General features: G+C 60.9%; 25 protein-coding genes. 8 read left to right on the top strand and 17 right to left on the bottom strand.

Translation table 11 applies throughout. The features are described 5' to 3' along the window. Nucleotides 1-8 precede the first annotated feature (8 nt). From FHX15_RS06680 to FHX15_RS06690, 3 genes are all read right to left on the bottom strand, one after another. Complete coding sequence (locus tag FHX15_RS06680; RefSeq protein ID WP_184394800.1) at nucleotides 9-677, bottom strand: helix-turn-helix transcriptional regulator; 669 nt, start codon at nucleotides 675-677, stop codon at nucleotides 9-11. 190 nt (nucleotides 678-867) lie between these two features. Then, complete coding sequence (locus FHX15_RS06685; protein WP_184394802.1) at nucleotides 868-1,512, bottom strand: response regulator; 645 nt, start codon at nucleotides 1,510-1,512, stop codon at nucleotides 868-870. A gap of 90 nt (nucleotides 1,513-1,602) precedes the next feature. Next, nucleotides 1,603-2,001, bottom strand: a complete 399-nt coding sequence (locus FHX15_RS06690) for a hypothetical protein (protein ID WP_184394805.1) — start codon at nucleotides 1,999-2,001, stop codon at nucleotides 1,603-1,605. A gap of 109 nt (nucleotides 2,002-2,110) precedes the next feature. Between FHX15_RS06690 and FHX15_RS06695 the strand changes: the two genes are divergently transcribed. Together FHX15_RS06695 and FHX15_RS06700 are read left to right on the top strand one after the other, a co-directional pair. Continuing rightward, nucleotides 2,111-2,464 (top strand): DUF952 domain-containing protein, encoded by a 354-nt coding sequence (locus FHX15_RS06695; protein WP_184394807.1) that lies wholly within the window; start codon nucleotides 2,111-2,113, stop codon nucleotides 2,462-2,464. Next, nucleotides 2,461-3,549: a quinone-dependent dihydroorotate dehydrogenase gene (locus FHX15_RS06700; RefSeq protein ID WP_184394809.1), complete on the top strand. Its 1,089-nt coding sequence runs from the start codon at nucleotides 2,461-2,463 to the stop codon at nucleotides 3,547-3,549. Before FHX15_RS06695 ends, FHX15_RS06700 begins: the two co-directional genes overlap by 4 nt. Here FHX15_RS06700 and FHX15_RS06705 read toward each other — a convergent pair. From FHX15_RS06705 to FHX15_RS06715, 3 genes are read right to left on the bottom strand one after another with little or no spacing between them, the layout of a single operon-like run. Continuing rightward, a complete protein-coding gene (locus FHX15_RS06705) occupies nucleotides 3,525-4,871 on the bottom strand; it encodes an MATE family efflux transporter (protein ID WP_184394811.1) in 1,347 nt (448 codons plus the stop codon). The genes FHX15_RS06700 and FHX15_RS06705 overlap by 25 nt on opposite strands. Nucleotides 4,872-4,903: 32 nt before the next feature. Next, the gene (locus FHX15_RS06710) at nucleotides 4,904-5,401 is read right to left on the bottom strand and encodes a CAP domain-containing protein (RefSeq protein WP_184394813.1); all 498 of its coding nucleotides are present in this window, start codon (nucleotides 5,399-5,401) and stop codon (nucleotides 4,904-4,906) included. A 1-nt stretch (nucleotide 5,402) separates the two neighbouring features. Beyond that, nucleotides 5,403-5,669, bottom strand: coding sequence for a DUF6460 domain-containing protein (locus FHX15_RS06715; protein WP_184394815.1), 267 nt, complete (start codon nucleotides 5,667-5,669; stop codon nucleotides 5,403-5,405). A 141-nt stretch (nucleotides 5,670-5,810) separates the two neighbouring features. On the opposite strand from FHX15_RS06715, the gene FHX15_RS06720 reads away from it, so the two are divergent. From FHX15_RS06720 to FHX15_RS06730, 3 genes are all read left to right on the top strand, one after another. Then, nucleotides 5,811-6,743, top strand: a complete 933-nt coding sequence (locus FHX15_RS06720; protein WP_184394817.1) for a class I SAM-dependent methyltransferase — start codon at nucleotides 5,811-5,813, stop codon at nucleotides 6,741-6,743. 194 nt (nucleotides 6,744-6,937) lie between these two features. Then, complete coding sequence (locus FHX15_RS06725) at nucleotides 6,938-7,573, top strand: YitT family protein (RefSeq protein ID WP_184394819.1); 636 nt, start codon at nucleotides 6,938-6,940, stop codon at nucleotides 7,571-7,573. A gap of 98 nt (nucleotides 7,574-7,671) precedes the next feature. Continuing rightward, nucleotides 7,672-7,839 carry a hypothetical protein gene (locus tag FHX15_RS06730; RefSeq protein WP_184395377.1) on the top strand — a complete coding sequence of 56 codons (168 nt, stop codon included), beginning with the start codon at nucleotides 7,672-7,674 and terminating at the stop codon, nucleotides 7,837-7,839. Between the two features lie 67 nt (nucleotides 7,840-7,906). Here FHX15_RS06730 and FHX15_RS06735 read toward each other — a convergent pair whose 3' ends face one another. Then, nucleotides 7,907-8,368, bottom strand: a complete 462-nt coding sequence (locus FHX15_RS06735; RefSeq protein WP_184394821.1) for a carboxymuconolactone decarboxylase family protein — start codon at nucleotides 8,366-8,368, stop codon at nucleotides 7,907-7,909. Between the two features lie 48 nt (nucleotides 8,369-8,416). After that, nucleotides 8,417-8,917: an Rrf2 family transcriptional regulator gene (locus FHX15_RS06740; RefSeq protein ID WP_184394823.1), complete on the bottom strand. Its 501-nt coding sequence runs from the start codon at nucleotides 8,915-8,917 to the stop codon at nucleotides 8,417-8,419. 95 nt (nucleotides 8,918-9,012) lie between these two features. Between FHX15_RS06740 and FHX15_RS06745 the strand changes: the two genes are divergently transcribed. Together FHX15_RS06745 and pdeM are read left to right on the top strand one after the other, a co-directional pair. Beyond that, nucleotides 9,013-11,523 (top strand): ligase-associated DNA damage response DEXH box helicase, encoded by a 2,511-nt coding sequence (locus tag FHX15_RS06745; protein WP_184394826.1) that lies wholly within the window; start codon nucleotides 9,013-9,015, stop codon nucleotides 11,521-11,523. A 22-nt stretch (nucleotides 11,524-11,545) separates the two neighbouring features. Beyond that, on the top strand, nucleotides 11,546-12,271 hold the full coding sequence (gene pdeM, locus FHX15_RS06750) for a ligase-associated DNA damage response endonuclease PdeM (RefSeq protein WP_184395357.1): 726 nt from the start codon (nucleotides 11,546-11,548) through the stop codon (nucleotides 12,269-12,271). On the opposite strand, the gene FHX15_RS06755 is transcribed toward pdeM, so the two are convergent. The 9 genes from FHX15_RS06755 to FHX15_RS06795 form a co-directional block, all read right to left on the bottom strand. Then, complete coding sequence (locus tag FHX15_RS06755) at nucleotides 12,268-12,849, bottom strand: transglycosylase SLT domain-containing protein (RefSeq protein ID WP_184394828.1); 582 nt, start codon at nucleotides 12,847-12,849, stop codon at nucleotides 12,268-12,270. The genes pdeM and FHX15_RS06755 overlap by 4 nt on opposite strands. 132 nt (nucleotides 12,850-12,981) lie before the next feature. Then, nucleotides 12,982-13,542 (bottom strand): dihydrofolate reductase family protein, encoded by a 561-nt coding sequence (locus FHX15_RS06760; protein WP_184394830.1) that lies wholly within the window; start codon nucleotides 13,540-13,542, stop codon nucleotides 12,982-12,984. A 229-nt stretch (nucleotides 13,543-13,771) separates the two neighbouring features. Further along, on the bottom strand, nucleotides 13,772-14,569 hold the full coding sequence (locus tag FHX15_RS06765; RefSeq protein WP_184394832.1) for a TIGR02186 family protein: 798 nt from the start codon (nucleotides 14,567-14,569) through the stop codon (nucleotides 13,772-13,774). After that, entirely contained in the window at nucleotides 14,569-15,492 is a 924-nt protein-coding gene (locus FHX15_RS06770) for a sulfite exporter TauE/SafE family protein (RefSeq protein ID WP_184394835.1), read from the bottom strand. Before FHX15_RS06770 ends, FHX15_RS06765 begins: the two co-directional genes overlap by 1 nt. A gap of 224 nt (nucleotides 15,493-15,716) precedes the next feature. Next, nucleotides 15,717-19,463, bottom strand: a complete 3,747-nt coding sequence (locus FHX15_RS06775; RefSeq protein ID WP_184394836.1) for a peptidoglycan-binding protein — start codon at nucleotides 19,461-19,463, stop codon at nucleotides 15,717-15,719. A gap of 285 nt (nucleotides 19,464-19,748) precedes the next feature. Then, entirely contained in the window at nucleotides 19,749-20,114 is a 366-nt protein-coding gene (locus FHX15_RS06780; RefSeq protein ID WP_184394838.1) for a VOC family protein, read from the bottom strand. A 90-nt stretch (nucleotides 20,115-20,204) separates the two neighbouring features. Then, nucleotides 20,205-20,906: an SDR family NAD(P)-dependent oxidoreductase gene (locus FHX15_RS06785; RefSeq protein ID WP_184394841.1), complete on the bottom strand. Its 702-nt coding sequence runs from the start codon at nucleotides 20,904-20,906 to the stop codon at nucleotides 20,205-20,207. Nucleotides 20,907-20,981: 75 nt separating this feature from the next. Then, the gene (locus tag FHX15_RS06790) at nucleotides 20,982-21,665 is read right to left on the bottom strand and encodes a DNA-3-methyladenine glycosylase I (RefSeq protein WP_184394843.1); all 684 of its coding nucleotides are present in this window, start codon (nucleotides 21,663-21,665) and stop codon (nucleotides 20,982-20,984) included. A gap of 87 nt (nucleotides 21,666-21,752) precedes the next feature. Next, nucleotides 21,753-22,142, bottom strand: a complete 390-nt coding sequence (locus tag FHX15_RS06795; RefSeq protein ID WP_184394844.1) for a hypothetical protein — start codon at nucleotides 22,140-22,142, stop codon at nucleotides 21,753-21,755. A 235-nt stretch (nucleotides 22,143-22,377) separates the two neighbouring features. Between FHX15_RS06795 and FHX15_RS06800 the strand changes: the two genes are divergently transcribed. Next, on the top strand, nucleotides 22,378-24,171 hold the full coding sequence (locus FHX15_RS06800) for an acyl-CoA dehydrogenase C-terminal domain-containing protein (RefSeq protein ID WP_184394847.1): 1,794 nt from the start codon (nucleotides 22,378-22,380) through the stop codon (nucleotides 24,169-24,171). Nucleotides 24,172-24,241 lie beyond the last annotated feature (70 nt).

Genomic DNA, 24,241 nt, shown 5'->3' on the forward strand with positions numbered 1-24,241 from the left:
TTATTTTCCTATTGGCTGGCCCAGATGATACGGGCAATCCATTCGACGTCTGAAAGCTCGATCGTCCGGTTAGGATGTTCGGGATTAAGCGACAAAAGTTCGATGGAGCGTGGGCTTTGGCGCAGGAGCACCTTGGCCATGACCTCACCCTCACGCGTCTTGACGACGACGCGGTCGTTGCGGCGCACCTGAGCGCCAGGCTCAACGATCAGCACATCGCCGTCGCGATAAAGCGGCATCATGCTTTCGCCCTGCACCTCAAGCGCATAGACACCGGCCTTCTGCGAGGGGCCGGCCGGAAATTCCACCACATCCCAGCCCTGGCCCGCAGGAAAGCCGCCATCGTCGAAAAAGCCGCCGGCGCCCGCCTGCGCAAAGCCGAGCAGTGGAATTGAACTCCGCTGCGAGGCAAAAATACCCTCCGGCAGGCTGGTGGCGGCAGCACCTACCGGCCGCATGAAGCCGAGGAACTGTTCCATGCTTGCGCCCGTCGCCTCCAGCACCTTGGCGATGGATTCCGTCGACGGCCAGCGCAGGCGCCCGTCTGCCGAGAGCCGCTTGGATTTGTTGAAGGAGGTCGGATCAAGCCCCGCCCGCCGCGCAAGACCAGACGGCGTCAGGTCATGCCCTTCGGCAAGCCTGTCAATCGCTCCCCAGATCTGATCATGTGACAGCATATGCGTCCGGTTCCGCGGTCCGTCCGGCCGCTTTCTATCGCCGGCAGATTAGCCGAGGCATTTTCCCGAGTAAAGCGCAAATGAGGAATAAAATCCTGTCTCTTTAGAGCGCCGTGCATCCATTCGGACGCACAAGGACGCTCTAACTTTCTAGATTTACATCATCGGCCCGAAAATCGATTCCGCAGGCTCAGGCGACCATCGCCATGTTGATCTTGCCAAGCTGGATGACCGCCTGCGTGCGGCTGTCGACGTCGAGCTTCAGGAGGATCGCCGAGACATGCGCCTTGATCGTCGCCTCGGAAACGCCGAGCTCATAGGCGATCTGCTTGTTCAGCAGCCCTTCGCCGAGCATGGTCAGCACACGACTCTGCTGCGGTGTCAGCGTATGCAGCCGGTGAATGAGGTCGGCGACATCGGGGTCCTGCTCCTGCCCGCCGCGATAGCTCTCAGGCGTTGCAATATCGCCCGCCAGCACCGTCTGGATGCTGCGGCGGATATCGTCGATACCTGAGGATTTAGAGATGAAGCCGGAGGCGCCAAGTTCCAGCGCCCGGCGGACCGTTGACGAATCGTCGGTCGCCGAAATGATGACGATCGGCAGGCTCACGAATTCCGAGCGCAGGGCCATCAATCCCGAAAAGCCGCTGACACCGGGCATAGCGAGGTCAAGCAGCATCAGGTCGGCATCCGGGTGGTCACCCGCTGCCGTTCTTGCCGCTGCAAAATCTCCGGCCTCGACGATTGCCTGCGTTCCTTCCATGCCGAGCACCGCCTGGCGCAGCGCGTCGCGGAAAAGCGGGTGGTCGTCAGCAATGATAATGGTTTGTTGCATCGAAAACTCCCTCCCAAGAGCTCGATCCCGTCAGCCCTGTCCGGCTCCCCTGCACGAACATGACTCTCTACTCATATGAATATAACCAGATCAACTCCGCTGCGGAAGGGGATTGGCCTCGCCCTCCGCTCGGAATTCCCGCACAATTCCCATGAAACTGCGCATCATCCGCTCCATGATGCCGATCGAGCGGTCGATTTCCGCATCCGTCGGTAAGGCGGGACGGGCGGCGGTATTCTTCTCCAGCGCGCTGACACGGTCGGCAAGCCGGTCGAGTTCGTCCTCGTAGGCGGCGCGTTCGTCGGCCGCCATGCGGCAGACCAAAGCACCATCCTTTTCGGTGCAGAGCGACATGGCGCCTGTCTGCCGGTCGAGGCGCACGAAATGATCGCCGCTGCGCTCCAGTTGAAAACGTGCCGCATCGGGCTCCGCCGCCAGCGCCGCAAGCGGCAGAAGACCGGCAGAAAGCAGGATTGCAAATGCCTTCATTGTCTCATCCTCCGCAAAGCGAGATACCGTCCGTTTTTGTGCCCGAGGCGTGGACATCGCCGTCTCTTTGGGGCAAAGCCCTCCTAACAGGCCAACCAACGAGATCATCATGACCGCGACACCGACCCTTTACAAGATCGTGCCGGAGGCGCTCTGGCAGGAAGCTAGACAAACCGGCGTTTTTCATGGCGCCGGCATCGATATCAAGGACGGCTTTATCCATTTCTCGACGGCAGAGCAGGTCAAGCAGACGGCGGCCTTGCATTTTGCCGGTCAGACCGGCCTTGTCCTCGTCGCCATTGATGGGCGCGGTTTCGGTGACAAGTTGGTCTTCGAAGCCTCGCGCGGCGGTGCGCTCTTCCCGCATCTTTATGCCGCACTGTCGCTTTCGGCTGTCCTCTGGGAGGCCGCCCTGCCGCTCGATGATGCCGGCCTTCATAGCTTCCCGGAGCTTGTACCGTGATCGATCCTTTCAAACGTATCGCCCGCCGTGGCCTCTTCCTCTTCGATCCCGAAACCGCGCACGGCATGTCAATTGCGGCACTGAAGTCAGGTGTCGTACCCGCCTGCCGCATCGCGCCGGATCCGCGCCTGCGCCAGACCGTTGCCGGCCTCGACTTTCCCAATCCGCTCGGCATGGCTGCGGGCTATGACAAGAATGCCGAAGTGCCGGAAGCCCTGCTGAAGCTCGGCTTCGGTTTCACCGAGATCGGCACCGTCACGCCGAAGCCACAGTCCGGCAATCCGCGCCCGCGCATCTTCCGCCTGGTGGAGGATGAAGGCGTCATCAACCGCCTCGGCTTCAACAATGAAGGCCATGAAGCGGCCTTCCGCCGCCTCTCGCAGATCGGTCGCGCCGGCATCGTCGGCGTCAATATCGGCGCCAACAAGGACAGCGAGGAGCGTATCGCCGATTATGTTGCCGGCATCCGTCGCTTCTATTCGGTTGCCCGCTATTTCACCGCCAATATTTCCTCGCCCAACACGCCGGGTCTGCGCGATCTGCAGGCGCGCGAAAGTCTCGCGACCCTGCTGACCGCCGTGCTGGCGGCGCGTGACGAGGAAGCAGAGAAGGCCGGCCGGAAAATCCCGGTCTTCCTCAAGATCGCCCCCGATCTGACCGAAGAGGGCATGGATGACATCGCCGCCGAGGCGCTCTCGCATGCGCTCGACGGTCTCATCGTTTCCAACACCACGCTTTCGCGTGACGGTCTGAAGGATCAGATTCAGGCGAAGGAGGCGGGCGGCCTTTCCGGCGCACCGCTCTTCGAGAAGTCGACGATCGTGCTTGCCAAGATGCGCAAGCGTGTCGGTTCAGCCCTTCCGATCGTTGGCGTCGGCGGCGTCTCCTCAGCCGAAACGGCGCTGGAAAAGGTCAGAGCAGGGGCCGATCTCGTCCAGCTCTATTCCTGCATGGTCTATCAAGGCCCGGGCCTTCCCGGCGCGATCGTGCGCGGCCTGTCGAAGCTGCTGGATCGCGAGAAGGTGGCATCGATCCGCGATCTCAGGGATATCAGCGTCGATTACTGGGCAGCGCGGAACGTCTGAGCCGCCCGCGGCTTGATCAGCACCACCAGGAAGAAGCCGCGAAACAGCAGGAAGGCGTTCATCGCCAACCACAGGCCATGATTCCCGAAGAGCGGCACGAAGACGGCAAGCATCGCAAGATAGCCTGCAAAGGACATCAGCATGCGGTTGCGCATGTCGACGGACCATGTCGCGCCGATGAAGACGCCGTCCATCAGGAAGGCAAGTGCGCCGGTCAGCCCCGTCACTGCCGCCCAGGGCAGATAGGTCCCCGCCGCCGCCTGCACCTCTGGCGAACTGGTCAGCCCGGAAATGAGAGCAGGGCCGGCGAAATAGAAGAAGGCGGAAATGATCGCCGCCAGCCCGAAGGACCACAGGGTCGTCAGCCTCAAGCCGCGGTCGAAGGCTGGCCGGTATTGTGCGCCGATCGCCCGCCCGGTGATCTGCTCGGCGGCATTGGCAAGGCCATCGAGATAGTAGCCTGACAGCAGGAAGAAGTTCATCAGCACGGCGTTAGCCGCAAGTGTGATCGCGCCGAAGCTCGTACCGATGCGGGTCATGATCGCAAAGGAGCCGATCAGGACGAAGGTGCGGATCAGAATGTCGCGGTTCAGGGCGAAGAGTTCGGCAAGCTTGCTCCGTGAAAACACCTCCGTCCGGTTCGGCCGATATGCTCTGTCGAAGCTGCGCAGCACGATGAAAAGACCGGCGAGCGCCCCTGCCGTCTCGCCCGCCATCGTGCCCCAGGCGACACCCGAGACACCCCAGTCGAGCGACAGGCCGAGATAGATGGAAAGCAGGATATTGATACCGTTGATCAGTGCCTGCAGCAGCAACCCCATTTGCCCCTGGCCGCGGCCGAGCACGAAGCCGAGAAGTGCGTAATTGGCAAGGGCTGCCGGTGCTGCGAGGATCCGGATCGAGAAATAGGTGCTGGTCGCCTCGGCAATCCGCCCTTCCGCGCCCATCAGCTTCAGTCCGACGAAGATCAAGAGCGGCGACAGGATGAGCAGCACTAGGCCGCAGCCGAGTGCCGAGACGATCGCTCGCCAAAAGACTGCCTGTTGCTCATGGGCGTCACGCCGGCCAAGCGCCTGCGCCGTTAGCCCCGTCGTCGAGGCACGCAGGAAGTTGAAGCTGCCCATGATGAGGTCGAACAGCATGGCGCCGATCGCCAACCCCGCCAGCGCTTCCGGATCGCCCATATGGCCGACGACGGCGGTGTTGGTAATGCCGAGCAGTGGCGTGGTCATGAAGCCAAGCGTCATGGGAATGGCAATCGACAGCACCAACCGGTGCGTCACGTCGAATGCCAATGTATTTCTGCTGCTGCCGGTATCCATATTCGCCTCGGGATAGCCGAGGCAGGATCGCCTCAGCTGGAAAGCACCATTGCCCAATAGGGCAGATTCTTAGAAGACGTATTATGTGCAACGGCAACGCCGATACCGCTATAGCGTCCGAGCATATTTTCCAAATGGTGGGGGGAATTGATCCAGGCGGCAACGACCGCGTCGACGCTCTGCTGGCCAGACGCGATGTTTTCGGCGGCCGGCAGAGCAACGCCGCTCGCCTTCACACGAGCACCGAAACTGTCGGTGATACCCATCAAATGCGCCATCCTGCCGGCACTTGCCATGCGCTTCGCCTGGAAAATCGCGGCGGCACTCGCATGCGGGTCGACGCTGAGCGGCGGCAGGCCCTTCTTGGCTCGAAGCTGATTGACGAGCGGCAGTGCTGACGCTGTCTCGTCCGAGGCATTGGAGGGCGTGGTCGCAAATTTCGGGGTGGTTGTGCAGCCGGCGATGCCGGCCACGACCGCGAGACCGGAAAGCTGCAGCATGCAGCGGCGTGAAAGGATGATAGGAGCCATGTTATTTTCGATAGCTGAAAAGACGGATGATGACGAAGATCGGGATGACGATAGTGGCACCTAGCATCAGATAGTCGCCGACGCGCCCAAGCGCCGAAAAACCCTGCCGCCACAGATGCACGACGAAATCGCGGAAGCTGTAGATGAGCTCCCAGGGAGTGAGCCCGAAGATGGCCATGACGAAACCGACGATCAGCGACACCACCAAGAGCTTGATGATCGTGCGGCCAATGGAATCGCCGAGAAACCTGTTCACCTGATCGGACATGCGCCATCTCCTGTTTGCCTTGAGATACGGCCGCGGCGATTCGCCCGCAAGCCTTTTCCGCCAAGACAGCACCGCCTCTGAAATAGGACTTGAGTTTTTTTGTGGCCGCCGCCAAATGCCGCGAAGTCACAGGGTCCGATCATGCAACCAAGCCAGCTTTCTTCCGGCGACGTCATCGCCGACCGCCGCGCCGATTATGCGAAAATGCTCGACGAGGGCGGCGAAGCGGAAGCGGCAGCCGAACTGATGGAGCAGGCACTGGAGCTGACGCCCGCTTGGGCGGCAGGCTGGTATCGCCTCGCCACTTACCGCGAAAAGGCAGGCAGGATGGACGCCGCCGTCGACGCCTATCGCCGCACGCTGAAGCTCGACCCGGAGGATATTTTTGGGGCCGGCCTGAAGCTCGCCCTGCTCGGCGACGCCGAAACGCCGGACCAGCCGCCGAGCCGCTATGTCGAGCGTCTTTTCGACGATTATGCCGATCGCTTTGAAACCTCGCTTGTCGAGAAACTGGATTATTCCGTCCCGCAGAAGCTTGCCGCACTCGTTGCTTCGACGGACCGACACTACCAGCGCGCCGTCGACCTCGGCTGCGGCACAGGTCTGCTTGGCCCCGAGATTCGTTCTCGGGTTGCACAACTCGAAGGTTTCGATCTTTCGCAGAACATGCTGGCAAAGGCTGCCGAAAAGGGTGTCTATGATCATCTGGCGCAGGCGGACCTGTCGCTGTCGCCCGAGGCCTCTGGCGTCTTGGCGGATGGCGAACGGCACCGCGCCGACCTCGTGACAGCTGCCGACGTCCTGATGTATCTCGGCAATCTCGAAAGTGTCTTCGCGATCGTCGATGCGCTTGCCGCACCCGGCGCCGATTTCGCGTTTTCGGTGGAAGACGGCGGTGAAGGAAACGGCTTTCATCTCGCGCCATCGTTGCGCTACGCCCACTCCGGGACCTATGTAAAAGGGCTTGCGGCTGCTCACGGCCTCGAAATCCGTGAGGTCGTCAAAACTATCATTCGCAAAGATGGCGGCGAACCGGTTTCGGGCATTCTGTTCCTTACGCGCAAGACTGTCTGAACGCATATTTCTTGCGATTTTCAAATAGGTCAGCATTGCTTACGTATTTCGCTTGTGCGCAAGCTTGATTAGCCTGATAATTCGGCCATTCAGCGAGAAAGCGGACCGCTCAAAAAATGCGGCACGCGCCCATCCAACCGTACATTTCCTCTTCCTCCGGCCTGACCGGAGCAGCCGCTATCGGAGATCGCGACATGAGCCAGCTCATCAGTGCCCTCGGTTTCTGGAATACCACCGCGACGCGCCATACGCCGGTCGAGGACGTGCAGGGCATATTCTCGGGCAGCCTCATTTCCGCGCTCGGCCTCTATGTTCTTGCCAGCGCTGGCCTTCTCACCGGCAGCACTGCCGGTATCGCCTTCTTGCTGCACTATGCTTTCGGCGTGAATTTCGGCCTTGCCTTCTTCCTGCTTAACCTGCCCTTCTTCTATCTCTCGTGGAAGCGTCTCGGCATGGCCTTTACGATCAAGACCTTCATCGCCATCGGCCTGACTTCGGCGCTGACCAGCCTGCAGCCGAAGGTCATGGCGATCGCAGCCATTCACCCGGCTTGGGCGGCACTTCTTGGCGGTCTGCTGCTCGGTTACGGCTTGCTTGCGCTCTATCGCCATCGCGCCAGCCTCGGCGGCGTTGGCATTCTCGGCATCTATATGCAGGAGCGTTTCGGCATTCGCGCAGGCCTCGTGCAGCTCGCCATCGACATGTGCGTTCTGGCAGCCGCCTTCTTCGTCACCACGCCGCCGGTTGTCTTCTATTCCGTGCTCGGCGCCGTCGTGCTCAACCTCTTCGTCGCCATCAACCACCGCGCCGACCGCTACATCGCTTTGTAAAGTTACAAAACCGTAAGCCGTTCTAAACAAAACGTAACTTGCCTATGATCACCCCGAGCGCGACACTTTTCCTTGCGCCGGATATGATGAGGTAAGCTATGTCAGATTTGGAAAAGCTTGTCAGACGCCGCATGCAGGAAGAATACGCCAAGGGCTCTTCCGCAAAGGAAATCGCGAATGTCGTCCGCGATATATTCAACGGCATCGACCCATCGGGCAGGTTGCCTGACGCCGTTGCTATCAAGGCCGCGACGGATCACGCGTGACCATAGTCAACCGACCCGAAGCTCTCGGGTCGGTCGCCGGGATGAATTCCCTCAAGCGGATATCCTGTCATGCAGCCTTCTGCGGCGCATCGATCGGATGCTGGGCGCGGAAGCCAACAGCAAGCCGGTTCCAGATATTGATCGTTCCGATCGCGACCGTGATCTTGGTCATTTCCTCTTCCGAGAAATGCGCCTTCAGGGCCTCGTAATCGGCATCCGGCGCACCGGTTTCCGCGATCTTTGTCACGGCGTCGACCCAGCCGAGCAGCGCGCGTTCGCGGGCGTCGTAGACCGGCGATTCCCGCCATACGCACATCAGATTGATCCACTGTTCGGAAAGCCCATGATGGCGAGCTTCCTTCGAGTGCATGTCGACGCAATAGGCGCAGCCGTTGATCTGCGAAGCGCGAAGCTTGATCAGGTGGATGAAGCGCTTATCCAGTCCGGATTCCTGCACATACTGCTCGAGTGCGACGACGGCTTTATAGGCATCTGGAGCGGCTTTGCCGAAGTTGAAACGTGCTTGCATGATATTTCTCCTTAGGTTTGGAATTGAGGTTGCGGTTTGTGTTGCGGCTCAGCGAGCCGCCTTTCTCTCGTGTATTTCCATGAAGGCGCATCCCCTGGCGGCGATCCCGCCATCATCCTCCGCGGAAAGTTCGGCCAGGATGTCGGCGACACTGGTGCTCGCGAGTTCGGCGCGATAGGCGCGTTCGGCTCTCAGCATTGCGGCCGTGATCTGGCAGGGTTTGGTGAAATAGCGCTGCGGCAGCGGGTTCGGGCCTCGCTGGCGGATTTCCGAACAGCGGAAGGCCGGCGCTGGCCCCTCGATCGCGAGCACGATATCGAGCAAAGAAATGTCGTCAGGTTTCTTTGCCAGCCGGTAACCGCCCTTCGGCCCCGGCACCGTCTCCAGAATGCCGGCTCCGGAAAGCGCCTGCAGGTGCTTCAACAGATAGCTGGTCGACACACCGTGGAATTCGGCAAGGGCCGCCGCCGAAAGCACGCCGCCAGCCGAGAGCCCTGATAGTACCGCCGTGCAATGAATGGCCTGTTCGACACCGTCACCAAGCTTCACAAGTGACCTCCTTAATCATGGATAAATTATATCCACGATTATAGCGGCGAGTCAATAGCGCTTCTATTCGTCAGCGTTTGAACTACATTTGCCCCGTGGATCAGATCGAAACCGACCTCAGTCTTGCCTTGCCCGCTCCCTTCCTCCGCTGGTTTGCGGAAAAAGGCTGGCGTCCCCGCGCCCACCAGCTCGAACTCCTGTCTCGCGCCGAAGCAGGCGAAAGCACGCTGCTGATCGCGCCAACCGGTGCCGGCAAGACCCTTGCCGGTTTCCTGCCGTCGCTGACCGATCTCACACGCCGCGGCGAGATCCCGCCCGGCTCGGCCTTTACCGGCATCCATACGCTCTATGTCTCGCCGTTGAAGGCGCTGGCCGTCGATATCGAGCGCAACCTCACGAAGCCAGTCACGGAAATGGGTCTGCCGATATCGATCGAGAACCGCACCGGCGATACGCCGAACGCCAAGCGTCAGCGCCAGAAGCTCAATCCCCCCGATATATTGTTGACGACGCCGGAACAGGTGGCGCTGCTCCTGGCAAACCGAGAAGCCGAGCGCTTCTTCAAGGATTTGAAATACGTCGTCTTCGATGAGCTGCACTCGCTCGTCACGTCGAAGCGCGGCCACATGCTCTCGCTCGGCCTTGCCCGGTTGCGGAGACTGGCACCCGATCTGAAGACGATCGGCCTCTCTGCCACAGTCGCCGATCCGCTGGATCTGCAGAAATGGCTGGTGGCGCAGGAAGATGGCAGGGAAAACCATGCCGGCCTCGTGCTCGTCGAGGGCGGCGCCAAGCCCGATATCTCCATTCTCGATACGGAAGAGCACATTCCCTGGGCGGGCCATTCCGCCAAATATGCGATCCCGGATGTCTACCGGCAGCTGCTTGAGCACAACACGACGCTACTCTTCGTCAATACCCGCTCGCAGGCCGAAATGCTCTTCCAGGAGCTCTGGACGGTCAACGAGGAGAACCTGCCGATTGCGCTCCACCACGGTTCGCTCGATGTTGCCCAGCGCCGCAAGGTCGAAGCCGCCATGGCCGCCAACCGGCTGCGGGCTGTCGTGGCCACCTCGACGCTCGATCTCGGTATCGATTGGGGCGACGTCGATCTCGTCATCCATGTCGGCGCGCCGAAGGGGGCCTCGCGCCTTGCCCAGCGCATCGGCCGCGCCAACCACCGCATGGACGAACCATCAAAGGCGATCCTCGTGCCCGCCAACCGCTTCGAGGTCATGGAATGCCAGGCAGCGCTCGACGCGAATTATATCGGCGCACAGGATACGCCGCCTGTCGGTCGCGGCGGGCTCGATGTGCTCGCCCAGCACGTGCTCGGCATGGCGTGCGCCGACCCCTTCGACATGCTGGAACTCTATGATGAGATCACCAGCGCCTCGCCCTATGCCGACCTCTCGTGGGAGACCTTCGAACGCGTCGTCGATTTCGTCGCGACCGGCGGTTACGCGCTGCGCACCTACGAGCGATATGCCCGCATCCGAAAGACCAAAGAAGGCCGCTGGCGCGTCTCCAATCCGCAGGTTGCCCAGCAATATCGCCTGAATCTCGGCACCATTGTTGAGGCCGCGATGCTGAATATCCGCGTGGCCAAGCGCGGCGAGGGCGGCAGGCTCGGTCGCCCTGGTGCCGTGCTTGGCAAGGTCGAGGAATATTTCCTCGAGCAGCTTGCGCCGGGTGATACGTTCATCTTCTCCGGCAAAGTGCTGCGTTTTGAGGGTATCAGGGAAAGCGAGGCGCTGGTCAGTCCGGCCTATTCCTTCGATCCGAAAATCCCCTCCTATAACGGCGGCAAATTTCCACTCTCGACCTATCTTGCCGATCAGGTCCGCTCGATGCTGGATGATCCTGACCGCTGGCACCGACTGCCGGACCAAGTGCGCGACTGGCTCTCCCTGCAGAAGGAAAAATCCCTGCTGCCAAAGCACGATGAGCTGCTGATCGAAACCTTTCCGCGCGGCAGCCGCGGCTACATGGTCATCTATCCCTTCGAGGGACGGCTGGCGCATCAGACGCTGGGGATGCTGTTGACCCGGCGTCTGGACAGGGCCGGAGCAAAACCGCTCGGCTTCGTCGCCACGGATTATTCTCTCGGCATCTGGGGGCTCGAGGACCTCGGCCTGATGATCGCCAATGGCCGCCTCAGCCTGTCCGATCTCTTCGACGAAGACATGCTCGGCGATGATCTGGAATCCTGGCTGAACGAATCCTTCCTTTTAAAGCGCACCTTCCGCAATTGCGCCGTGATTGCGGGATTGATCGAGCGGCGTCATCCGGGAAAGGAAAAGACCGGCCGGCAGATTACCGTCTCTGCCGATCTTATCTACGATGTGCTTCGAAGCCACGAGCCCGATCATATCCTGCTGCAGGCAACGCGGCAGGACGCCTCGACCGGCCTTTTGGATATTTCCCGTCTTGGCGATATGCTGAAGCGAATCAAGGGCCATATCACCCACCGGGCGCTGGATCATATTTCGCCGCTCGCCGTACCGGTCATGCTGGAAATCGGCAGGGAATCGGTGCCGGGTCAGGCCCATGATGCGCTGCTTGCCGAAGCCGCCGACGATCTGATCGCCGAGGCAATGGCCTGAAATGATTGGAATAACTGAAGTGATGAACCGCCTCGCCCTTGCGCGCGACATGACTGGCCTTGCCGCAATACCGGGCGTCGAAACCGCCATTCACGGTGTTGCCGCCGTCTGCGACCCGCTCGGCGCGCTCTATTTGCCGGATGCCGGCATACTCGTCGTTTCCGACCTGCATCTGGAAAAAGGCGCAGCTTTTGCCCGCCGCGGGATGATGCTGCCGCCCTACGATACGCTGGCGACACTGACAGTGCTCGCCGCCGTCGTCTCCCGCTACGACCCTCAGATCGTCATTTCGCTCGGCGACAATTTCCATGATCGCGTGGGCTCCCAACATCTGCCGGATGCCTTCCGCACGCTGATCGTCGAAATGGCGCGTGGCCGCGAATGGATCTGGATCAATGGCAACCACGATCCCGATGGCACCGTCGATCTGCCCGGTAGCTGCTCGGACGAGCTCTTCTATGCCGGTCTGACTTTTCGCCACGAGCCGCGCGACGGCCTTCAGAAAGGCGAGATCGCCGGCCACTTGCATCCGGCTGCCACCGTCCGCCGCCGCGAAAAATCCGTCCGCCGTCCCTGCTTTGCGACAGACGGCGCTCGACTGCTGATGCCCGCCTTCGGCGTCATGAGCGGCGGTCTCGACCTCGGTCACAGGGCGATGAAAGACCTGTTCGACAGGACCTCGCTGATCGCGCATCTCCTCGGCCGCGACCGGATCTATTCCGTCCGATACGACAATTTGCGCGGTTAATTGCATCCCTGCAATTGCTGCTGGTAGGTTCCTGCCATCCGGGCGAATTTCTGCGCCGTCTGCTGCAACTGTCCATTGTTACGCCAGTCGCCGCGCTTGTAGCCGGTCGGGCCGGAATAATAGGCGAGGTAGAGGTTGTAGGCGTCGTTGAGCGGAATGCCCGTCGCTTGAGCGTTGCTGTAGTGGTACCAGCCGATGAAATCGATCGCGTCGGCGAAGTTCGTGCGCCGCGCCGCCCAGTTGCCCGTTTCCGACTGGTAGTGGTCCCAGGTCCCGTCCAGCGCCTGCGAATAGCCATAGGCCGTCGAAGGCCGCGTCCAGGGAATGAAACCGAAGAGTTTGGTGCGCGGCGGACGCGCGTAGGGCTGGAAACCGGATTCGACATACATGGTCGCCATCAGGATCGGCACCGGCACGCCATATTTCTTCTCCGCACGCTCCGCAGCCCCCTGCCAGCTGGTGAAGAGGCCATCCTTTTGATCGAAGACGGCGCAGATATTGCGCGTCTGGCGGGGTGCTGTCGCGCAGCCGGCGAGCAAAGCCAACCCGAGGACCGCAAGCACGGTACGAGTACGCATGATACAAACCTCTCGTTTCCGAGAGATTACTAACTCGTAAACGTTAAAGAGCGGTTTTTATGCGAATACGAGATGTTCCGGCAGCTTTTGGGCCAGGGATTGGTGCCGTCCCGCAGCCAGCGCGGACAATGATCAGGCCGCCCTGACGGGCTCGTAGCGCAGGATCACTGCGCCGCTCTTCGTTACGGACGAGTCGAGCAGCTTCAGGGGCTGCCGTGCATCCGCAGGCTTGAAATGCGGATTGCCGCCACCGAGGATGACGGGAACGAGGCAGATGCGTATTTCATCCATCAGCCCCGCCTTCAGCACGGCATCGGAAAGCTCGGCGCTGCCGAAGATGAAGATCGTCTTGCCATCCTCTTCCTTCAGCCGCGCCAGTTCGGACACCGGATCGCTGACGACGCGCGTGTTATTCCAATCCGCTTTTTCCATGGTCCGCGAGACGGCGATCTTTGCGATGCCATTCATATAGGCCTTGATCTTGTCTTCACTTTCGGCGGTCGGCCAATAGGCGGCCATGCCCTCATAGGTCTTGCGGCCGAAGACCAGGAGATCGCCTTCCTCACCGAACTGTTCGGCATATTTTTCGAGCTCCGGCCCCCAGGCCAAATTGTGGAAATCGATATCCCACGGTTTCGATCCTTCGAAATAGCCATCCAGCGTCATCAGGTTCCAGACAACAAGCTTCCTCATCTCATCCTCCGCTTTCTGCACCAAGATTAAAACCGGTTGCGTTTTAGAACTAGTTAGGGATAACTCGACTGATAGCAAAACGCAAGCAGTTTTGAGAAGGGGTGGAAGGCCTGTCTGCTCCGGCTTTAATCGAACCACGAGAAGCGGCTGCCACCGAGAGCGTCATCTGCGCTCGGCCTCGGTTAGGAAGGTCATTTTAGAAGTCTCCGCCAGACGAAAGCGCGTCCGGTCAATCCTTGCGGAAGATGAAGCTGGCGCCCCATCCGGTCAGTACGGCCAGAAGCACCGCGAAGCAGCCGTAGAAAATCGGCTGCCGATGCGCCACATCGGTAATCGTCTGCTCAATGCCGGTCTTGATGACCCGCAGCGGCTGCGATTTCTGCGTTACGAACTTCCCGCTTTTGAACAGATAGGCGCGCACGGTATGCACGCCGTTCGGAATATTGGCCGGTAGCCGCAGGCTTGCCTTGAAGAGATTTGAAGAAACGAAGCGCACGCCGCTCGGATTGCGCTCGTAGAGCCCGCCTACCTGCTGTATGCGCCGGAACGCGGTGCGGAATTCGTTGAGACTGTTGAAGTTGCCGGCAAAATCGATCGGCCGCAGCGGGATATGGTCAATGCCGATGCCCTCTCCAGTCAGGTCGAGCGGAGTCGTAATGTCATCGATTGAGCGCGAACTCGACATTGAATAGGAATGCGGCACGTCGGCGAAAGTCATCGACGAGGCATTGACCCATATGCCGAAGATCCGTTCCTTCCGGCGCACCGTGGCGTCCTGGCGCGGGCCTTCCAGAACCACGATGACATCATACTGGCCGATGGCGAGCAACAATTCGTCGGTATTGGTCACTGCGCCGAAGATTGTCAGGTCGGCGCCGCGAAAATCGGAGGTGATGGCTATTTCGCTGGTGGAGGTGCCGATTTCCAGCCCCTCGCGCTCGGCCTGAGTTCCCTGTCCGGGTAGCAGCACCTGCGCCGAGGCGGCGGCAGGGATGAGAAGGGTAAGGACCACGAGGAGCCGAAACATCAGTTCCCCACTCCCATCACCACCGAAAAGATATCTTCAGGCGTCAGCACCAGCGCAACGGCCAGGCGCAGGCCGACCGCAAGCACCAGCAGGCCAAGCAGCGCGCGCAACTGTTCGCCGCGCAGCCGCTGACCAACACGCACGCCATACTGGGCGCCGATGACGCCGGCGAGCATCAGGACGAAGGCAAGTACGATATCGACCGAATAGTTGGTCGCGGCCTGCACAATCGTCGTATAGGCCGTCACAAAGATGATCTGGAAGAGCGAGGTCCCGACGACAACGTTGGTCGGGATGCGCAGCAGGTAAATCATGGCAGGCACCATGATAAAGCCACCGCCGACGCCCATGACAGAGGTGAGAATGCCGATCGCAAAGCCGAGTGTCACGATCGGAATGACAGACAGATAGATCTTCGATTTCTTGAACCGCACCTTCAGCGGCAGCTTGTGCACCCAGTGCTGATGGCCAGGCCTGCGCGGGACAGGCGCTTCGTTGCGCGCCGCACGGCGCATGGCGTTGATGCTTTCCCAGAGCATCAGCCCGCCGACCGTGCCGAGGAAGATGACGTAGAGCAGGGAGATGAAGAGGTCGAGCTGACCGATGGCGCGCAGCAGCGAGAAAATCCAGATGCCGACCGTCGCGCCCGAAAGACCGCCGACAAGCAGCACCGTGCCGAGCTTCACGTCCAGAGTGCCGCGCCTGAAATGTGTGATCGCGCCCGATATCGACGAAGCCACCACCTGGTTGGCGCCCGTGGCGACGGCAACGACCGGAGGAATGTTGTAGAAGATCAGGAGAGGCGTGATCAGGAAGCCGCCGCCGACGCCGAACATGCCGGACAGGAAGCCGACGGCAGCCCCCATGCCGAGAATGATGAAGATGTTCACCGACAATTCTGCGATGGGCAGATAGATTGTCACAGCCGACCCCAGTTATTGCCGCTCCCGCCAGGGCGGCCCTCTCACGTTCCCATTCGAATGGCGCATCCTACTGTGAAATCGTTGCCAGAGGCTTTCGAAGGAAAAAGCCATGATCAGCCGGATGCAGGCTCCGATATGTCCCGCATAATCCGGCTTTTTTCAGGTTTTGTGACAGTCGGTTCGAAAAGGCGAAAAGCCCCGCAGCATAGCGCCGCCGGGCTAACCTAGATTGCCTTGGCGCCTGGTTTGTTACGCTCCAGAAGCGCCTTCACCGTGTCGTCGTTAACCTTGCCGGTCGGTTCCTGTCCGATCGACTTCTGGAAGTTCTTGAGGGCGGCCACGGTCTTCGCGCCCATCTCGCCATCCGGCGGGCCGGCGTCGAAGCCGTTATTGTTGAGGATAGCCTGGATGTTGCGGATCGCCTTCTTCATGTCGACGGTCGCCGTCTTCGGTGCTGAGCCGCTTGCCCACGTGTCGGGGATCTCGATGCCGTTCGCCTTGTTGTCGAGCGGCTGCGGCTTCCAGATATCGGCCTTTGCGCGAGCACGTTCAAGCTGATCAGGCTTCATGGCATTCGCCACTTCCTCGCGCTTCTGGGCGGCATCCTTGTCGCCGGACTTGGCGGCGATCGCAAACCACTTGTAGGACTCTTCCAGATCCGCGGGCACGCCATTGCCGCGGGCGCAGAGGATGGCGAGGTTGAACTGGCTGTCGGTGACGCCGAGATCGGCGGCCTTCTTGAACCAGGTGGCCGCCGCCGCATAATCCTGTTGGCCCAGTGCACCCGAGGCGTAGAGAACGGCGAGATTGTGCATGGCGCTGGCATTGCCCTGACCTGCAGCCTGTTCGTAGAGGGCCTTGGCCCTCTGCACGTCGCGGTCGATGCCGTTGCCCTTCTCATACATGCTGCCGAGACGGTACTGCGCCGGCGCAAAGCCCTTGTCGGCAGAAAGCTGGTACCAGTTTGCCGCCTGTTTCTGGTCGGCGGCAAGGCCGTTGCGGCCGTCGGTATAGCGTGCACCGATCTCGAAGAGGGCCAGCGCATCGCCGTTGCGTGCCGCATCGGCAAGCGGCTGCGGCTGGATCGTATCGGGAACGATAATCGAAGCGGCCCCGGGGGCGGCAGGCACTGTTGCAGGCGCCGTGGGAGGGTTCGGATCGCCGGACGTATCTTGTGGCGGTGTCTGAATGAAATCCTCTGCACCTTCACCATCGAGCGGCGCGACATCGGTCATGTGATCGTGTGCTGCCGCCTGCGGCATTGCTGGAGCGGCTGTCTCCGGACTGGCAGGTTCCAGTGTCGTTGCGGGCGGCTGCGCAGTCGTTTCGGGCGCGATTGCTTCCGGCGCAACTGGTGCCGGGACTGTCATGTTGGCTTCCGGCGTTTCGGCCGCGCCGGTCAAGACTGAGACTTCAGCCGGGGGCGGCGCCTTTTCGCCCGTCGTCAACGTGCGGGCAAGCGGGAAAGCCATGATGGCAAGCAGCACGGCGCCGATCGCCAGCAGGATCGGCCGGCGAAAGCGCGAAAATGGGCCCCCTTTGCCGGCGTTCTCCGGCTTTGCAGCGCGACGTTCGGCGCGAGTCGCCGACTTTGCGCTGCTGTCGATCTCCATGGCGGCGGCCTGCGCAGCGCGACGCGCGGCGGCTATATAATCCGCACGATCGTTTTCGGTGGCCGGCTTTCCGCGCTGGGCATTCTGGCTGGCGCGCACGCGCTCCAGGATTTTCTTGACATCAGGCGCGCCCGAGCCGGGTTCCAACAGCTCGTTTGCCGCCTCAGTGGACACCACGTCGACGGGATCGATCGACGGAGCCGGATCGATGATCGTGCGATCGGTGGCGGCGGCCTTCGCTTCCGTCCTGCGCGCTGGCAGCAGCTTGCGGCCAAGACTTGCAAGCAGGCTTCCTTTGGCCGGAACGGCGGGCTTGTCCGGCTGACTGGTGGCTTCGATGGCGATTGCGCTGGTACTGTCGGCCAGCGCCGCTTCCGGCCTACGCGGTGCTTCTTCGGCGATGTCGGCAGGGCGCACCACAGGGGAAACCTTTGGCGCCTGCATCACCGCAGCCTTGGCCGGCTCCCGGCCTGCGTCTACCAGTGCGTAAGGATCGACGTTGAAATCGACCTCGGCCGCGGGTATCCGGGCAGCCGGGCGCACCCGCTCTTCCATCGTATCCAGCCGGTCGGCAATATGCACCAGCGTCTCGTGCAGGGCTTGGAAAGTCTTGTGGGTGCGCTCTTCGCTGTCGCGGCTCAGATCTTCGAGATGCCTCAGATCGTCAGCAAGTGCAACCAAGGCCGACATGTCGGCCGACTCGGGTGCAGCACCCTGTACTCCGCTATTGCGCGAATAGGCATCGACAACGGCTTCGGCCGCCTGCCGCGCCGCCTCGATGATATACTCGTCATTCGTTGCGATATAATCTTCGATGGCGCCCATGCGGCGATCGAGATCTGCCGAGAGTTCGGCGTTTTCGCGCGGCGCGTTCAGGAGCTCGGAGAGATTGGCGATCTGCTCCTCGAGGTTCTTCAGCGCGCGTGCATCGGTCGGCGCGGCCGCAGTGCTTTCTTCGAGCCGCGCGGCAATGTCGCCGAGACGCCCTTCGAGACGGCGGAAGGCGCTGTCGTCGATCACGGGTGCGGGAGCAGGGCGGATTTCCATCTCATCGATGCGGCGTGCCAGATAGTCGAGCCGCTTGGCGAGCGCATCGTTGACCGAGCCGCTTTCCAGCGCATCGATCTTACGGGAAATATCGGAAAGCGCGCCGGTCAGGTCTTGCTGCGGCGTCGCCTTCTGCGTGCGCTCAAGAAGGTAGGAAAGATGTTCCAGCCGCTCGTCGAGACGTGATGTCGCTTCGGCTTTGGCGAGGTCTTCGACGCGCGCCGTCAACGCTTCCAGCCGGCTCGCCATATCTTCAGCTGGGTTGGGTCGGCTCATGGCGGCCCGACCCATCAGCTCGATCTGCTCGCCAAGTGCGGAAAGGCGGTTTTCCAGCCGCTGTATCAGCGCCGGGTCGGTGCCGGCGGCAGTACGTCCACTGGCAGCGATCGCGCGGCTGATCTCGTCGAGCCGCGAGTCCATCGCCGCGAACTGCTCGGACATGATCCGGTCGTGCGGCTGGATCAAATTGCCGAATTGCTCCACAGCGGAGGCGATCGTGATGAGCTTGTCTTCCAGCGCCTGCACGGCCGGGCTTTCGCCCATGCCGCCGAGATGCCGCTTGATATCATCGAGCCGGTAGGCGAGCGAAACCAGCTCCTCCTGCAGCCCGGCTGTGTCGAGTTCCGCCAAGCGGCCTTCCACATTGTCCCAGCGCTGTTCCAAGTGACGCATCGAATCTTCGCGCGCCAAGCCGTCCATCAGCGAACGCAACTCTTCGAATTCGTTGCGCAGGCCGCTCGCTTCCGGGCCGGCCGAGCGGCTGGTGAGCTGCGCAATGCTCTGCGACAGGCGCCCCATATCGGCGCGGATGTCGTCGGCAAAATGCCGGTCCTGCGCGCTTGCCTTGATCTCGCGCAGTTCGGTGCGCAGCGCATTCATTTCGCGGGTTACGCCTTCGGAAATGTCACGCTTCAGATCCTGCCGCAGGTTGACCAGCGCCTGGGCGATTTCTGTCATTGTGTCGTCGGAGGCGCGGAAGGCTGGTGCCGCCTGATACGGCATCGAAGCACGCTGCGGGGAAGGGGTGGGTTCACGTGGCAGAATTTGCGCCGGTTCGCGCGTATAGGCGCGCTCGCGGCTGGCGTCGAGCGCGCGCTGGCGCTGGCGGATTTCTGCAAGCGGGTCGGCCGCCCGCGGCGCGTAAGAACCGGCGTAGGGATCGTGCTCCGGCACCGGACTGCGTGGCCGCTGCTCTCGTGCGCTGCCGATCAGGCCCTCGATCCGTGCTTCCAGGCCTTCAATGGTGCGGTTTAGCGCATCAAGCGAGGTCCTATCGGACTGCCGGGAAGAATGAGATCGCGATCCGTTCATGTTCTTGCTCGCTTCGATTGCCCGGTCTGGGCTCGATCATTGCCTTTTCCGACGCGTGCCGGGGCACGCATCGGAGAGCGCCATCCATAAGGAAATAATCAATTAGACTTTCCTCAGGCTGGACAGGTTGTTGGCGGCACTCCTGAAACGCGAGACAAATAAAAGGAATGCAGATCGCCAATGCTCACCGCGCACCTTTTACGAAACGTGGTAAAGAACTCGTTAACCGGAATGAGAATTTTTTAACTTTTGCTTCTTTCAACCCGGTTATGGGCGCTGAAGCCTTCAGAGCGGCCGCTTGTACTGCAACTCGATCTTCACGCCTTCAGGCCCGTAGATGAATACCTGTCCGAGATCGGTATCCGGGATATCGCGATATTCGTAGCGATAACCGCCGGCTTTGATGCGAGCGAGCGCCGGTTCGAACTCGAAGAGGCTGAAAGCCACATGATTGAAGATGCCGGGCGGAAAATCGACCGCCCGCTCCGTCAGGCTCAGATGGATCACCGGCTTGTCGTCGAGATAAAGCCAATGACCGCGCGAAGGAAAGGGTGGCCGATAGCCTTCCTTCACGCCAAGAATGTTCTCGAAAAAAGCGATCATGGCAGGCGCATCGCGTGTTTCGATCGTCACATGGTCCAGACGCAGCATCGTTCCCTCCCAGGCTGTCGAAGCTTGGTTGAATCCTATCGGGTTCGACATCTGCGGGAAAGAAGATATGCGTTATCGTGACCGGCTGGATCAGAAATTTTCCGTCCAAGGCCGCAATTCGATCTCTTGCGACCAGGCGCTGCGATGCTGCAGCAGCACGTCGACATAAGATTGTGCGATCGCATCGGGCGAAAGCGTACTGTCGGGCCTGTCTTCCCGATCGGGTCTCATCTGCGAACGCACGGCGCCATCGATGATGAAATGCGCCACATGGATCCCAAGCGGCCCAAGTTCGCGGGCGGCGCTTTGTGCCAAACCCCGCAGCGCGAATTTTCCCATGGCAAAGGGCGCCGACTGCGCATAGCCCTTGATGCTGGCCGTCGCCCCCGTCAGCAGGATTGCACCCCGCCCATGGGGGATCATCCGTCTTGCCGCCTGTTGCGTAACGAGGAAGCCGCCGAAGGCACTAGTTGCGATCGCCTGTTCCACTTCTGCGGGATCAAGCTCGGCAATCGGTCCGCGAACGCGACCGCTGGCATTATAGATTACGATATCGGGCTCGCCGATCTCGGCGTCGACGCGTTCGAACAGCGCCGAAACCGCCGTTGGCTGTGCAGCATCGGTGGCGAATGCCTTCGCTCCGGTTTCGTCGAGCAGAGGCCCGAGCTTGCCGATGTTGCGTGCTGCAAGGCCGACCGTCACGCCACGTTCTGAAAGCTTACGGGCGAGTGAACCACTGATGCCGGAACCTGCGCCGACGATCAGTGCGCTGCGATAGGGAAACTCGGCCATGACCTTCTCCTTGGATGAACCTTCTGGAGAGGTAGGCAGTCATGGCTCCCCAAAAAACCGGAGGATCGAAATATTTCACGCATCGGGAGCGTCGATCGAAAGCCCGCAGATGCGCGAGAGATAGGCAAGCGGCATCCCCGTTTCGGTGGCCCAGCGGTTGAATGTCTGCTGGATCAGCTGCTGATCCTTCTTGCCGGTTCCGGATGCCGAAAGCGGCACGCCCGCATTTCTCAGACAGGCGAGAACATCTGTCGTCATGATGAAGCCGTCGCGACCGATACCGCGCAGGAAATATTGACCCGTAGCGCCGCCCAGTCGGTTGCCGCGTTTGGTAAGCACTTCGAGCAGACCGATATGATCTTCACGCGGCCAGTTTGCGAAAAAGGCGCCGGCGCTGCCCGCCTCATTCGCCAGTTCGCGCACGAAGGCTGCGTTGGCGCGCACCGACATGATCTTCGCGCCGTTCTTGACGATGCGGTCATCGCTCGTCAGGTCATGCCAGAATTCGTCGGGAGCGATATTGAGGGCAGCAGGATCGAAACTGTCGAAGGCCTGCTCGAAACCCGGCCATTTATTATCGATGACCTTGTGCACGAAGCCGCTGTAGAAGATGCGCCGCGTCATCTGCGACAGGATACGATCGTCGGACAGAGCGCGCAATGCTTCGTGATCCGGCATGGCCGGCAGCATCGCCTTCAGCGCGTCGACACCGCCTTTTCTTTGCTCGGCGCGCTGACGGATAATATCGAAATCGCTCAAGGCTCGACCCCCGGAATAGACGTTGCTGACGCAAGCCTAGTCCGGGAGCGACCTTGTCTTCAAGCCGTTTGGCTTCGAGATCCTCGCTCAGGCGGCGACGGATTCACGCGCATCATCCAGCAGGAAATGCACGACCAGATAATCGGTCTTGTAGTGTCGTCCGCTGTCGGCGACTTTCTCCTCGGAGCCGCCGTCGGCGGGGTGCCAGGGATGGTAATGCGGGTTGGTGGCGATCAGCGTCACCGCCTTACCGGCATAGGGGCCTTCGGCCGGCCGGAAGCGCATTTCGGCGAGGGGCCAGATGCGTTCGTAGGTTTCCATGGGAATACGCACTCTCAGCGCCTTGCGCGGAGCAGGCGGCTCGTCATGCGTAACAAGTCTTTCGCCGTTGATCGGCTCGACCGTCACGGGTTCGATCGTCACTTCCTCTGCCGCATCGAAGATAGAATTGAACTCCGCAGGCCACGCTCTCTTCATGAACAGCTCCTCCCAGGCTTTTCCAAGGTCGCATCGCGAGTGTAGCGCGCTTAGCCGGAGAAGCAACGGACTATTCCCGGAGCAATATTGGCGGTGCTCCGTTTTTGCCGCGCTCCTCGCACCAGCTCACAAAATTGCGCGCATGCAGAATTTGACGTTTACGCAAACGTCAATATTTTGTAAGAGAGTCTCAAGGCCGAAGCGATCCGGCCGCCGAATTGGAGGAATTCGAACCATGCCCATCTACAAGGCCCCGGTGAACGACACGCTCTTCGTGCTCAACGACGTGCTGGGTCTCGAGCGCCACAACAATCTCCCCGGTTTTGCCGATGCCACGCCTGATATGGTGGAAGCCATTTTGGGTGAAGCGGCGAAGTTGGCCGAGGAGGTTGTGTTCCCTCTGAATTATTCCGGCGATCAGGAAGGCTGTAAGCGCCACGACGACGGCACGGTGTCGACCCCGAAGGGCTTCAGAGAGGCCTATCAGGCCTATCGGGACGGCGGCTGGATCGGGCTTGCCGTGCCACAGGAATTCGGCGGTCAGGGCCTGCCTTACATACTGCATACCGCTGTCGGCGAATATACATCGGCCGCCAATATGTCGCTGATGATGTATCCGGGCCTGACGCAGGGTGCCATCGCCGCGATCCTCGTCCATGGAACCGATGAGCAGAAGCAGACCTATCTGCCGAAGATGGTCGACGGTACCTGGTCCGGCACCATGAACCTCACCGAGCCGCATTGCGGCACCGATCTCGGCATGTTGCGCACCAAGGCCGTGCCGCAGGCCGATGGCAGCTACAGGATCTCCGGCCAGAAGATCTTCATATCCGCCGGCGAGCATGACCTGACCGACAATATCGTCCACTTGGTCCTCGCCCGCATCGAGGGTGCGCCTGAGGGCACTAAGGGCATCTCGCTCTTCATCGTTCCGAAATTCCTCGTTGGCAAGGACGGCGCGCTCGGCGCTCGCAACGGCGTTTCCTGCGGCGCGATCGAGCACAAGATGGGTATCCACGGCAATGCCACCTGCGTCATGAATTATGATGAGGCGGTCGGCTATCTGATCGGCGCGGAAAACCGAGGCCTCAACGCCATGTTCGTGATGATGAACGAGGCTCGCCTGATGGTCGGCCTGCAGGGCATTGCCATTTCCGAAATCGCCTATCAGAACGCCGCCAATTACGCCCGTGATCGGATCCAGGGCCGCTCGCTGTCAGGCGTGAAGGCACCCGACAAGAAGGCCGATCCGATCATCGTCCATCCTGATATCCGCCGCGCGTTGATGACCATCCGGTCGTTCAATGAGGCCGGCCGCGCCTTTTTGCTCTGGACTGCGTTGAAATCCGATATTGCTCATCGCGCCAGTAACGAGAAGGAACGCCAGACAGCGGACGATATTCTCGGCCTAGTCACGCCGATTCTGAAAGGCGTGATGACCGACAAGGGCTTCGATCATGCCGTCATGGCTCAGCAGGTCTTCGGCGGCCACGGCTACATCGAAGAGCATGGCATGAGCCAGTATGTGCGCGATGCCCGCATCGCCATGATCTACGAGGGCGCGAACGGCATTCAGGCGCTCGATCTCGTCGGCCGTAAATTGGCGCTGAACGGCGGGCGCGCCGCCATGGCGCTCTTCAAGGAGATTGGCGACTTCTGCGAGGAAAACCGCAACGACGAGCAGCTGACCTTCTTCACCAAGCACCTGAAGAAGGGCTTGAACGATGTGCAGGGCGCGACCATGTGGTTCATGCAGAATGCCATGGCCAAGCCCGACAATGCCGGTGCCGGCTCGACCGATTACATGCACCTCTTTGGCCTCGTCGTTCTCGGCTATATGTGGGCGCGCATGGCGAAAGCCGCCAATGAACGCCTTGCCTCGGGCGATGCGCGCGAGGATTATCTGAAGAACAAGCTGATCACGGCGAAATTTTTCATGGAGCGCATCATGCCTGAAACCGCATTGCGCAAGGCCCGCATCGAAACCGGCGCCGACACGATGATGGAATTGGCCGCTGAAGCGTTTTGATCGGAATCTCCTTCTCCCCAGCGGGGGTCCGAAGGACGGGTCGAGACCCGTGGCTCGACCCCGGTCAGGT

This window comes from Rhizobium sp. BK650 (assembly GCF_014195325.1).
Taxonomy (GTDB): Bacteria; Pseudomonadota; Alphaproteobacteria; order Rhizobiales; family Rhizobiaceae; genus Rhizobium.

Bases quoted from the DNA above. Each gene is read 5' to 3' on its own strand.
- FHX15_RS06755 (WP_184394828.1), bottom strand. From the start codon at position 12,849: ATGCGTACTCGTACCGTGCTTGCGGTCCTCGGGTTGGCTTTGCTCGCC.
- FHX15_RS06710 (WP_184394813.1), bottom strand. From the start codon at position 5,401: ATGGCTCCTATCATCCTTTCACGCCGCTGCATGCTGCAGCTTTCCGGT.
- FHX15_RS06775 (WP_184394836.1), bottom strand. From the start codon at position 19,463: ATGAACGGATCGCGATCTCATTCTTCCCGGCAGTCCGATAGGACCTCG.
- FHX15_RS06780 (WP_184394838.1), bottom strand. From the start codon at position 20,114: ATGCTGCGTCTGGACCATGTGACGATCGAAACACGCGATGCGCCTGCC.
- pdeM (WP_184395357.1), top strand. From the start codon at position 11,546: ATGAACCGCCTCGCCCTTGCGCGCGACATGACTGGCCTTGCCGCAATA.
- FHX15_RS06690 (WP_184394805.1), bottom strand. From the start codon at position 2,001: ATGAAGGCATTTGCAATCCTGCTTTCTGCCGGTCTTCTGCCGCTTGCG.
- FHX15_RS06730 (WP_184395377.1), top strand. From the start codon at position 7,672: ATGTCAGATTTGGAAAAGCTTGTCAGACGCCGCATGCAGGAAGAATAC.
- FHX15_RS06715 (WP_184394815.1), bottom strand. From the start codon at position 5,669: ATGTCCGATCAGGTGAACAGGTTTCTCGGCGATTCCATTGGCCGCACG.
- FHX15_RS06795 (WP_184394844.1), bottom strand. From the start codon at position 22,142: ATGAAGAGAGCGTGGCCTGCGGAGTTCAATTCTATCTTCGATGCGGCA.
- FHX15_RS06720 (WP_184394817.1), top strand. From the start codon at position 5,811: ATGCAACCAAGCCAGCTTTCTTCCGGCGACGTCATCGCCGACCGCCGC.
- FHX15_RS06785 (WP_184394841.1), bottom strand. From the start codon at position 20,906: ATGGCCGAGTTTCCCTATCGCAGCGCACTGATCGTCGGCGCAGGTTCC.
- FHX15_RS06705 (WP_184394811.1), bottom strand. From the start codon at position 4,871: ATGGATACCGGCAGCAGCAGAAATACATTGGCATTCGACGTGACGCAC.
- FHX15_RS06680 (WP_184394800.1), bottom strand. From the start codon at position 677: ATGCTGTCACATGATCAGATCTGGGGAGCGATTGACAGGCTTGCCGAA.
- FHX15_RS06725 (WP_184394819.1), top strand. From the start codon at position 6,938: ATGAGCCAGCTCATCAGTGCCCTCGGTTTCTGGAATACCACCGCGACG.
- FHX15_RS06685 (WP_184394802.1), bottom strand. From the start codon at position 1,512: ATGCAACAAACCATTATCATTGCTGACGACCACCCGCTTTTCCGCGAC.
- FHX15_RS06735 (WP_184394821.1), bottom strand. From the start codon at position 8,368: ATGCAAGCACGTTTCAACTTCGGCAAAGCCGCTCCAGATGCCTATAAA.
- FHX15_RS06765 (WP_184394832.1), bottom strand. From the start codon at position 14,569: ATGTTTCGGCTCCTCGTGGTCCTTACCCTTCTCATCCCTGCCGCCGCC.
- FHX15_RS06695 (WP_184394807.1), top strand. From the start codon at position 2,111: ATGACCGCGACACCGACCCTTTACAAGATCGTGCCGGAGGCGCTCTGG.
- FHX15_RS06760 (WP_184394830.1), bottom strand. From the start codon at position 13,542: ATGAGGAAGCTTGTTGTCTGGAACCTGATGACGCTGGATGGCTATTTC.
- FHX15_RS06800 (WP_184394847.1), top strand. From the start codon at position 22,378: ATGCCCATCTACAAGGCCCCGGTGAACGACACGCTCTTCGTGCTCAAC.